The sequence below is a fragment of the Emticicia sp. genome (assembly GCF_049241225.1).
In the GTDB taxonomy this organism is placed as follows: Bacteria; Bacteroidota; Bacteroidia; order Cytophagales; family Spirosomataceae; genus Emticicia.
Window position 1 is genome coordinate 1 of record NZ_JBMLRC010000270.1, and the last position, 10,224, is coordinate 10,224.

At 38.7% G+C, this 10,224-nt stretch carries 11 protein-coding genes; 4 read left to right on the plus strand and 7 right to left on the minus strand.

Going from position 1 to position 10,224, the window contains the following annotated elements:
* The 6 genes from ACOVO2_RS14435 to ACOVO2_RS14460 all read right to left on the minus strand — a co-directional run.
* Window positions 1-1,637, minus strand: a 1,637-nt coding sequence (locus tag ACOVO2_RS14435) for a TonB-dependent receptor plug domain-containing protein (protein WP_421770657.1), incomplete at its 3' end; no start/stop codon positions are given.
* A gap of 113 nt (window positions 1,638-1,750) precedes the next feature.
* Complete coding sequence (arsS, locus tag ACOVO2_RS14440) at window positions 1,751-2,815, minus strand: arsenosugar biosynthesis radical SAM (seleno)protein ArsS (protein WP_421770658.1); 1,065 nt, start codon at window positions 2,813-2,815, stop codon at window positions 1,751-1,753.
* 114 nt (window positions 2,816-2,929) lie between these two features.
* Window positions 2,930-3,265, minus strand: a complete 336-nt coding sequence (locus ACOVO2_RS14445) for an arsenosugar biosynthesis-associated peroxidase-like protein (protein ID WP_421770659.1) — start codon at window positions 3,263-3,265, stop codon at window positions 2,930-2,932.
* Between the two features lie 89 nt (window positions 3,266-3,354).
* Window positions 3,355-4,047, minus strand: coding sequence for a TIGR04282 family arsenosugar biosynthesis glycosyltransferase (locus tag ACOVO2_RS14450; RefSeq protein WP_421770660.1), 693 nt, complete (start codon window positions 4,045-4,047; stop codon window positions 3,355-3,357).
* A gap of 150 nt (window positions 4,048-4,197) precedes the next feature.
* On the minus strand, window positions 4,198-4,998 hold the full coding sequence (locus ACOVO2_RS14455; protein WP_421770661.1) for a M48 family metalloprotease: 801 nt from the start codon (window positions 4,996-4,998) through the stop codon (window positions 4,198-4,200).
* A 93-nt stretch (window positions 4,999-5,091) separates the two neighbouring features.
* On the minus strand, window positions 5,092-6,240 hold the full coding sequence (locus tag ACOVO2_RS14460; RefSeq protein WP_421770662.1) for a serine hydrolase domain-containing protein: 1,149 nt from the start codon (window positions 6,238-6,240) through the stop codon (window positions 5,092-5,094).
* 273 nt (window positions 6,241-6,513) lie between these two features.
* Here ACOVO2_RS14460 and ACOVO2_RS14465 point away from each other — a divergent pair, with 273 nt between their 5' ends.
* Window positions 6,514-7,500: a ribonucleotide-diphosphate reductase subunit beta gene (locus tag ACOVO2_RS14465; RefSeq protein WP_421770663.1), complete on the plus strand. Its 987-nt coding sequence runs from the start codon at window positions 6,514-6,516 to the stop codon at window positions 7,498-7,500.
* 176 nt (window positions 7,501-7,676) lie between these two features.
* Here ACOVO2_RS14465 and ACOVO2_RS14470 read toward each other — a convergent pair whose 3' ends face one another.
* On the minus strand, window positions 7,677-8,303 hold the full coding sequence (locus ACOVO2_RS14470; RefSeq protein WP_421770664.1) for a Uma2 family endonuclease: 627 nt from the start codon (window positions 8,301-8,303) through the stop codon (window positions 7,677-7,679).
* Window positions 8,304-8,405: 102 nt separating this feature from the next.
* On the opposite strand from ACOVO2_RS14470, the gene ACOVO2_RS14475 reads away from it, so the two are divergent.
* The 3 genes from ACOVO2_RS14475 to ACOVO2_RS14485 all read left to right on the plus strand — a co-directional run.
* Window positions 8,406-8,960 (plus strand): RNA polymerase sigma factor, encoded by a 555-nt coding sequence (locus tag ACOVO2_RS14475; protein WP_421770665.1) that lies wholly within the window; start codon window positions 8,406-8,408, stop codon window positions 8,958-8,960.
* Window positions 8,941-9,612 (plus strand): hypothetical protein, encoded by a 672-nt coding sequence (locus ACOVO2_RS14480; RefSeq protein ID WP_421770666.1) that lies wholly within the window; start codon window positions 8,941-8,943, stop codon window positions 9,610-9,612. The genes ACOVO2_RS14475 and ACOVO2_RS14480 overlap by 20 nt, the downstream gene beginning before the upstream one ends.
* 98 nt (window positions 9,613-9,710) lie before the next feature.
* Window positions 9,711-10,224, plus strand: a 514-nt coding sequence (locus ACOVO2_RS14485) for a hypothetical protein (RefSeq protein WP_421770667.1), incomplete at its 3' end; no start/stop codon positions are given.

Sequence of the window (10,224 nt, forward strand, 5' to 3'; positions counted from 1 at the left end):
AAACGGTTTGAACTGTATGCACGACGGAAAGTACGGTCTTCGTTTTGGTAGTCCATACCCGTACGAACCGAAAGCGATAATTCGGGCGTAAATTCATAACGAGCCGAGAGATTGCCAAAAACACGGTCACGATTGAAGGCGTTGCGGTTTTCGTAAAGTGTAAAATAAGGATTATCAAAAAATGTGTAGTTATATGAAAACTGTTGCACATTTTCTAAACCTGGCTGCCAGTAATCTTTCAGCGGTTCAATATTATTTGAGCGACCGAACCAACCTACCAAAGCATAGTTGATATTTTCAGAACCATATTTTGTAGCAGGACGATTGCTACTTCCCGAATTAATATAACTAATATTTGAGGTAATTTTCAGCTTAGAAATTGGCATAAAATTGAGAGCCGTAGAAACCGTGCGACGCTTCAAATCTACTCCCGGAATATAAGATTGGCTATTCAAATCGGTCATTGAGAGGCGAAAATTACCTTTTTCGTTGCCTGCCGAAATGGCTAAATTATTGATTGAAGTGCGTCCAGTTCCGTAGAAATCTTTGAGGTTATTCGGGTAAGCCACAAAAGGCGTTGGCGTAATAGGTAAGCCTCCGTGAATAGCCACATCGCCTGCTCTTACGGTTTGTCCGTTTGGTAAAGTTACGGGGCTATCATATTGCGGAATCGAAAGTCCAGCGTTTAATTTTGGTCCAAAACTATAAGTAATATTATCGTTGATACCGCCACCGAGACCATCTTTGTAAGCATATTGCCCGCTATTTCCTAAACCATAAGAATTCTGAAAAACAGGTAATTGAAAAGGCGTTTCGAGATAATTTGAAGTATTGAATGACACGCCCAAACCTTTAGATTTTGCTCCCGATTTTGTCTTAATAATCAAAACTCCGTTAGAGGCACGTGTGCCATAAAGTGCCGCCGCTGATGGACCTTTCAGCACCGTAACCGATTCAATATCATCGGGGTTCACTTCCATTCCTCCATTTCCGAAATCAACTTCCATGAAGCCGTTGGCATCATCGTTTACGTTATTTACTATTGTATTATTATTAATCGGAATTCCATCAACCACAAATAGGGGATTGGCATTCGTAAAGGATGATTCGCCTCGTATGCTTATACGTGTGGTTGAGCCTACGCCCGTTGAGCCGCCTGTGATGGTTACACCCGCTACTCGGCCAGCTAAATTATCCAAAAAATTAGTTGATTTTACTCGACTAACTTCCTTAGCATCAATCTGCTGCACGGCGTATCCCAAGTTTTTCGACTGACGCTCCAAGCCTAAGGCCGTAACGACAACTTCGTTTAAAACTTCACCACTTTGCAAAGAAATTGTCAGTTGAGTTTGGCCATTCAATGCTATCGTTTGGCTTTTATAACCAACCGATGAAACATTGATTTGCTGAGTTTTTTCGGGAAGTGTTAATGAAAAATTTCCTTTTTCGTCGGAAACAGTTCCGATAGTTTTTTTACCATCGTTGGCACTGATGCTCGCTCCGATTACACCTTGATTGGTTTCGGCATCAAGGATTTGCCCCGTTATTTTTCGGGTTTGCTGTGCGAAAGTCGAAACCGAAAACATCAGTCCGATGAGCCATAGAAAGCCACTACCTTTCGTAAATATTTTTTTCATAAAATCTTATAAAAAATAGATTGATAAAATTTGAGCAAAACAACTCTCAGCCTTCGTAAATGAATGTCATTTGAAGGTGTTTACTGAGAATTATTAATTTTAGAGTTTACCTTTTAGGCAACTTCGCCTCCGCACGAACTACCCGCTCCTGCCGTGCAGCCATAACAATGCTGATTGACAATAATTGAGCGATTGCTTAGTTCGTCGTAATCAAACTCGCTAATGTGCTTTGCTTTTGCCGCTACTTTTAGTTCGAGCATCTGATTAAAGTCACAGTCGTAGAGATAGCCATCCCAACCAATTGAAAGTGTATTTCGGCACATAACATTGCTGGCAGCCACTGGATTATAAGCCGCTACGAGTTTTTCCATATAGGCAGCGTAGTTTCCGCTTACCAACAAATAATCGAGATAACGACTAATTGGAATATTAGTGATGGCAAAAAGAGAATTGAATTCAATGTTGAATTTTGTTTTTAAAACTCGTTTAAATTCTTTTTCCAAACCAGCTTGACCAGCAGGCAAAAATGCACCAGCAGGATTATAAACTAAATTGAGGTTTAGTCCTGTTCCTTCCATACCGTAACCAACGGCATTGAGCATTTGAAGTGCTTTGATTGAGTCTTCAAAAACACCATCGCCACGTTGCGAATCGGTACGAGAAGCACTCGTAGCGGGCAATGAAGAAACAACTTCAATATTATTGTTCTTGAAGAAATCTGGTAAATCGTGGTATTTCGGATTGGCCAAAATAATGGTCAAATTACAACGTACAATTATCTTAATCTCAGCATCAACCTTACGAATCTCTTCAATAAACCATCTGAAATTATTGTTCATTTCGGGAGCTCCGCCCGTCAAATCAAGGGTTGTGAATTTATATTTTGCAATGATGTCAACGCACTGTTGCATGGTTTCACGGGTCATGATTTCCTTGCGGTCAGGACCTGCGTCAACGTGGCAATGCTTACATACTTGATTACACATTTTCCCTACGTTTATCTGAAAAATCTCGAGTTTGGTAGGTTTCAGTGGAAACAAGTTGATATCCTCTAATTTATCTCGAAACAAAGGCACGTTATTGCCTAAAAGTTCTTTATCGTTAAGTACTTTTAGTTGGAAAGCTGATTCTCCTAATTGGCTTTTCTGAGCCTTTAAACTCTTGACTGGATTTGACATTTATTTATTCTAATGTTGAATGAGTGATTGATAGAATGAGTGAATAGTTTATTGAATGAGTGAATAATATTTTTTATTCTATCATTCATTCATGCAATCATTCGAGATTATATTTTACATCATTAATTCTTTGGCTTTGTTTATCATCTGTACGCTGTGTACGAGTTTTACGCCCGCTGCCATTGCTGCCGATACGTGTACTGCTTCCATCATTTCATCTTCGGTACAGCCTTTTGCCAATGTATCGGCTGTATAAGCATCAATACAATAGGGGCATTGCATGGTGTGAGCCACTGCCAGAGCAATCAATGATTTTTCACGCTCGGTCAATGCTCCATCTTTGAAGGTTTCGCCGTAATAATCAAAGAATTTCTTGGCTAAATCTTGTCCACCAAATTCTCCGATTTTACCAAACTTTGCTAGGTCATCGGGGTTATAATATGTTTTCATGTAGTATGTGTTTTGAAAAGAAAATACAGGGTTATACAGCGGACTTAGAAAGTCCGTTTATAGCTAAATTTAAACAATAATGAGTGTTTTTAGACGAATGGTGGGGCTCGTAGAGATAAGGAGCGAATTGAGTAGTTCTCTACAAAAAGGCAGCAAAAACTCTGAATTCTTGCAGTAATTTGCTCAACGAGTCGAATTAAAAAGGCAATAAAATGCCTTGATGTTGTGTAGGTTTGTAGTTCTTGAAAAGTATGAATATCTGATAAAGTTTCGAGCATTAATACAGCTTCGTTAGTGTATTGCTCTATAAAACTTTCCAGCATTTTTTCACTCTGCCAAGCAAGATTCTCGAAAACTTCCGCATTAAAATCTTTGCTCGAAATACCAATTAAATAAGCTCCCCCACGATTATCAGGGCCAACAACAGCATCAGCAACTTGGAGTTTTTCGGCTGCCGCTAAAATTCGATTTTCATCAAGTGCAGGGCAGTCATTACCAATACAAATTACTTTTTCAAATCCTCGCTCAAAAACTTCTTGAATAGCTGCCGAAAGTTGTTTTCCGAAACTATTGTTGTTTGGCTTGATTAATTGATTTGAATGAAAAACTTGCAGATTTTCGGCTTTAGAAGCAGCTGCCGAAGCCGTACGCTCCACGAAATGGTTCAACTTGTCAAATACCAATCGGTTGACTCCTTGATTCTTTGAGGGAGTCAGCATTTTACGAGCAGCTTCTTTCGATGCTTCTTGCGTAAAAATCAATATGGCAGTAGATTTTGACAAGGTTTTTCTAATTTTTTCTTATAGTCATTTAAACTACATACGTGAATAATTGTTCGTTGGATTTCAGATATGTTCCAAAAAGTTACCGCAAGGATACATTAACGTCCGTTTAGTATCCTTGCGGTAAAAAAAAGTCAATCGCATAAGTGTCTATTTACTATACTTTGCAATGTGCTCTTTGATTTTAGCAATACGATTTTCAGGACTTGGGTGCGAACTCATGAATTCGTCACGTTGTTGGCCTCCACTTGCTTCTGCCAGAATCTCCATCACTTCAATCATTGCATTAGGGTTATAACCTGCTTTAATCAAATATTTTACGCCAAATTCATCTGATTGAAGTTCATCATTACGGCCAAATTTCATTTGCTGAATTTGGGCTACGTACTGAGCGATTTGTCCACCGCCCATGCCAGTGCCATCAGAAGTTGCCGTAGCTACCGCACCAACCAAGCCATTATAAAAATCAGATTTGGCCATTTGTTGGGCTGAGTGACGGTGAATCACGTGGCCAATTTCGTGGCCCAGTACACCTGCCAATTGGTCTTCTGATTTTAATCTTTTCAGAAGCCCAACCGTAATAAACATTTGTCCGCCAGGTAGTGCAAAAGCATTCACGGTTTGGTCATCGGCCAACACATGAAAATCGAATTGATAGGGTACTGTTGCCCCCTTACTTTTCACTTCATCAACTACTTGTTTGACGAGTTTATAACCAACAGTCTTGATTTGCTGCTGAACCTCATTGTCATTATAGAGTCCGCCATATTCTTGAGCCATTTGTGGAGCCGACTGCAAGCCCATGGCCACTTCTTGCTCGGGTGTTAGGTCGATATGTTGTTTTTCGCCCGTTATGGGGTTTACTTGGTTTTTGCTGTAATAGCTTATCAAGGCTACAATTGCCATGACGATACCAATAAGAAATCTGAATTTTAAACCAGATGATTGCATGATTTATTGAATTTACGATTTACAAATTACATTTTGTGTTTTAGACGAACAATGCCCCGTTAAGAAACGTATCATTGGTGTTTTTCTCGAAAATTATTTCAGTATTGATAAAGCAGCATCAATATAAGTAAAGTTCTCGGGTTGGAAATGATGCACGTGTTTCACAACTTTTGTTTCGCCCAGACGCACAATTATAGCATTTTTTTCTCGAATAGTATATACGTATTGTCCAAAAAGACCATTCATGGTCGGAATCGAAAAACCTTGATGATTAAATACCCAAAACTGATAACCGTAATAATCAACTGGTTTGCCGCCTTCGGTTGGGTCTTTTAGATAATTGGCAGGCGAAGTGGCTACTTTCATATAATCTTCTGGAACAATCTGTTTGTCTTTCCATTTACCGTTCGTACGCATCAATTCTCCGAAACGAGCATAGTCGCGAGCCACACCATTGAAGCAACAAAAGGCCTTTTCGTGCTTACTTTCACCATCCAAAAGCCATTTTGCATCGTTTTCAGCACCCATTGGTTTTATGAAATACTCAGAGGTTAGTTCCGAAATATTCTTCCCAAAGGCTTTTTCAACTACAAGCCCCAGCACTTGTGTATCGCCACTGCGATATTCCCAGTTTACACCTGCTGGCTCTTTGGCTTCCATCAGGTTTACAACATATTCTTGGTCGTCGGCATAATACATCTTGGCAGAAAGACCCATATAGCTTTGGTCGCTTTCTTTGTAGTTTGTTCCCGAACTCATCGTTAGCAAATCTTTGATTCTGATTTTTGCCAAATCTCCTTCTTTAAAATGCGGAACGTAATTACCAACAGGTTCGTCGATAGATTTTATTTTGCCCTCGCTTACGCCAATGCCCACGAGCATCGAAATAATACTTTTCGCTGCCGAAAACGAGCCACTGATGCTATCTTTGGTGTAGCCGTCGAAGTATTTTTCGTAGAGAATTTTGCCGTCTTGAATCACCAAGAAAGCATGTGTATTATTAGAATCTATCTTTGCTAAAAGCGAATCGGGAAGCTCGATTTTGTTGTAGAGAGAATCGTGAGGCCAAACTTGCGGGGCATCGCCATTTTCGATATGGCGAGTTGGGTGCGTACGAAAATCAAAAATAGAGTGCTTTCCCCACGCCATAAAGTTTCGGATGTGGTCAAACGACGGCAGATAAAGAATTCCAGCAAGTAAGGTTATGGTCAGGGAAACGCCAATAAGCGACTTTTTTAGCATTTGGTTAGGTTTTTAGGTTGATTTGCGATGAGTAAAGTTAGTATTTTTATTAAAATCTACACCAAAATTGGCACAACAAAAGTTTTGTGAGGAAGCATCTTGACTATCAAGTCTTTAGAAAAAAAGTTTAAATTATCGAAAACATTCATTGTGAACAAATAATTATGTGAGTATATTTGGGATACAATTCTACTGTTACGCAGTCCCAAATATAAAGAATGTAAATGCTTGGCGGAGTGCCGCCTACCAATAAACTCCAAAACAATAATTCTAATGACCGACGCTGAACTATTACAAGTTGAACCCCTTCTTATCGAAGACAAAACTCGTTTTGTTCTTTTCCCCATCAAACATAACGATATTTGGGAATTTTATAAAAAACACGAAGCCTCTTTCTGGACTGCCGAAGAGATTGACCTCTCGCCAGATTTGCAAGACTGGGCAAGATTGAACGATGGCGAACGCCACTTCATCTCACACGTACTCGCATTCTTTGCGGCTTCTGATGGTATCGTGAACGAAAACTTGGCCGTAAACTTCATTTCTCGTATTCAGTTTGCCGAGGCGAAATGTTTCTATGGTTTCCAAATCATGATGGAAAACATTCACTCAGAAACGTACTCGTTGTTGATTGATACCTATATCAAAGATTCGGTTGAGCGTGATAAAATGCTTAATGCCATTGACCATATTCCGTGCGTGAAGAAAAAAGCCGACTGGGCTTTGAAGTGGATTGATAACGGAAATTTCATCGACCGTTTATTAGCATTTGCCGTAGTTGAGGGAATTTTCTTCTCAGGTTCGTTCTGCTCAATTTTCTGGTTGAAAAAACGTGGTTTAATGCCTGGTCTTACATTCTCAAACGAGCTTATCTCGCGTGACGAAGGCTTGCACCGTGACTTTGCTTGTTTACTTTATACACAATATATCCAAAATAAATATCCAGCCGAAAAAGTATATAATTTAGTACGTGATGCGGTTGAAATCGAGAAGGAATTCGTAACCGATGCTTTGCCAGTATCATTGATTGGTATGAATGCCGAATTGATGTGCCAATACATCGAGTTCGTAGCCGACCACTTGCTCGAATCGCTTGGTTTGGATAAAACTTACAACGCAACCAACCCATTCGACTTTATGGATATGATTTCGTTGCAAGGAAAAACCAATTTCTTCGAGAAACGTGTGGGCGAATACCAAAAATCAGGTGTTATGTCGCAAAAGAGCGATATGGCTTTCTCGTTGGATGAAGAATTTTAATCTTTACTGTGGAGCGAATCTCCCGATTCGCAGTAAATTTTACATAGTGAACGAACTGAGAAGTTCGTTCCACAAAAAAGGCTGCAAATCAAACTTGCAGCCTTTTTTGTGGAACGAATCTCCCGATTCGCAGTGATGTTTTTTTCAGTAAACGAACTGGGAAGTTCGGTTCACAATTATTTTTCAAATTTTACTTTCTTATAAATATCTTTTACTGCTATTTCTTTGCCATCAATCTGCATTTTATCATCTTCGTTATAAAAATCTTGATTGAGCCAAATATTGGGGTTTTCTGAGCGTAAATAACTCATCACTCCAACCTTTTTCTGATTAACAAAAATGATTTGTTGCAGACTTTCCAAGTGCTTGTATTCGTGTAATTTGTCCGATAAATCAAAAGTTTCGGTGGCTTTCGACAAAACTTCAATAACGATATATGGGTTTGTAATAATTGCTGTAGAGTTTGCTTTAAAAATAGGCTCTCCTTTCACTACCAGCACATCGGGTGAATAACAGCTTCCTTCCAAGTTTGGAATTTGAACGCCAATATTACTACCTAAAACGCTAAAATGTTCTTCATATTGGAATAAAACACTCAAAATAGCACTCACATTCACTGTAAGAAGACTGTGCCAAAAAGAAGCTAATCCCATCGTAATAATTTCGTTATTGTGGTACTCAATTTTAAAAGGCAAATCGAAAGCAACCGAAAAATAATCTTCTTCCGATGCAGGAATACAGACGACTTCTTTAGTTTTGAGTTGCTCAAGAATATCTTCTTTTAGGCTCCTGTTGACTTCCATAATCGTTGTTTTTTTATCAAATATATAAAAAATTCATACCACAGACAACCACTCGGCGTTTTTGTGCATATATACTTTTGAAAGCAATTCTAAACTGATTTCATGCAAGAAACTCAATTAATCGCAGAACTGAAAAAGCAAAATCCTTTCGTGCAGAAGCGTGTCTATGATACGTTTGTGAAGCGTATGTTTCGGTTGTGCGTGCGGTACGTGCGAGTGGAGGAAGATGCCCAAGAATTACTGATGAATGGTTTTCTAAAATTCTTTCGGTCGGTTGATAGAATTGAGTATCGAGGTGAAAATTCGATTGAGCCGTATCTCAAGAAAATCATGATTAATGAGTGCTTGATGGCAATTCGGCAAAGGCAACTCAGCACGATTTCGATAGAAGAAATAATTGAAAATGAGCCAATTAGAGACTTTTCTACTTATGAGAATATTGATGAAGAAGAGATTTATGCCTTGATTTTGAAGCTACCCGATGGCTACCGAACGGTTTTCAATCTTTTTGCGATAGAAGGGTTTAGTCACCCCGAAATTGCCGAAAAACTCAAAATCAGTGAAAATACTTCAAAAACGCAATTGCACAAAGCCCGACAGATTTTACAGGCAGAATTACAAAAACGAGGATACGATTATGGAGCAAAATATAGATGATTTTTTCAAGCGAAAAATCGAGAACATACAAGATACTTTGCCCGAAACTTCAACTTTTGATGAAGCCGCTCTTTGGGGAAATATTCAACAAGATTTACGCAAAACCAAACGCCCGATTTGGTACTGGGCTGTCCCTGTGGCTGCGTGTTTGGTGGCGATTATAAGCTGGTGGATTTTACCCGAACGTAGGAGTGTATCGCATACGCCCGTTGCGGTAGCACATGAAAAAGTAGTTATTTTACCTCACCCTAACGTGGGTCGCCCTAAATCCCTCTCCTTGAAGGAGAGGGATTTTAAAACAGAGGGATTGATAGTTATGAAGAGCAATAAAACCATTGATATGAGTAAGAAAAAAGTTAAACAAACCCAAAGATTAGATTTTCAAGTGGCAAGTATCGCTTCAAAAAACACTGAGTTTTCAAGTAAAAAGATTAATAATTTGCCCGATTCTTTGAGTTTTCAATCAACTATTGCTTTCGAGAAAAAGCCCAAAGTGAATTTCAAGACTGTTCATATCAACGAAATATCCAAACAGGGCGATGTGCCTTTTCAGCAACCAAGATTTAAAGTGCAATTTGCAGGAAAATTATTTGAAAAAACAGAAACAAATTACAAAGAAACCATACAAACACCTTCTATCAGAATACAATGATTTGCCTATGAGGACACAGGCAACGGCACGATAGCCATTGTCAGTGTCTTCACTGACAATTATCGACAATTTTCAAATCAATAAAAACACAAATACTTATGAAAAAACTATGTGTAATTTCGATGCTCGTTTTGGGCATTGCGGGCAGTGCTTTGTGCCAAAAAAACAAAGCCAAATACGATACCATGACGGTTTTGGAAGGCATCAGACCACCAATTATGGTCAATGATTTTGCTCGAAAATCTGACATTTATTTCAATGAAGAAGTAAAGAAAAATCTCAATAATTTGGTCATAGATTTTGGTGATAAGAATCGATTATTGATTGATTATCAAGGAACTAATAAGTTTAATCTAAAGCACAATGTAGATTCTTTATTACGTAATTTCTGGCAAGATTATTCATTGATTCGTGATACTTTGAAACAAAATACGGTAAAGAAAATTACGTATTATGCCAAAAACAAAAATGTCAATCGAAAAGCGATGATTGATATTCAGTATTTCCCACAAAAAGAAGTTTTTCAGTTCGGAAAAGAAGTTGAACTCGTGCGTTTGCAACAAGATACTTTAGTTTTGATAAATTTCGATGATAAAGCAACGGCCGAACTGG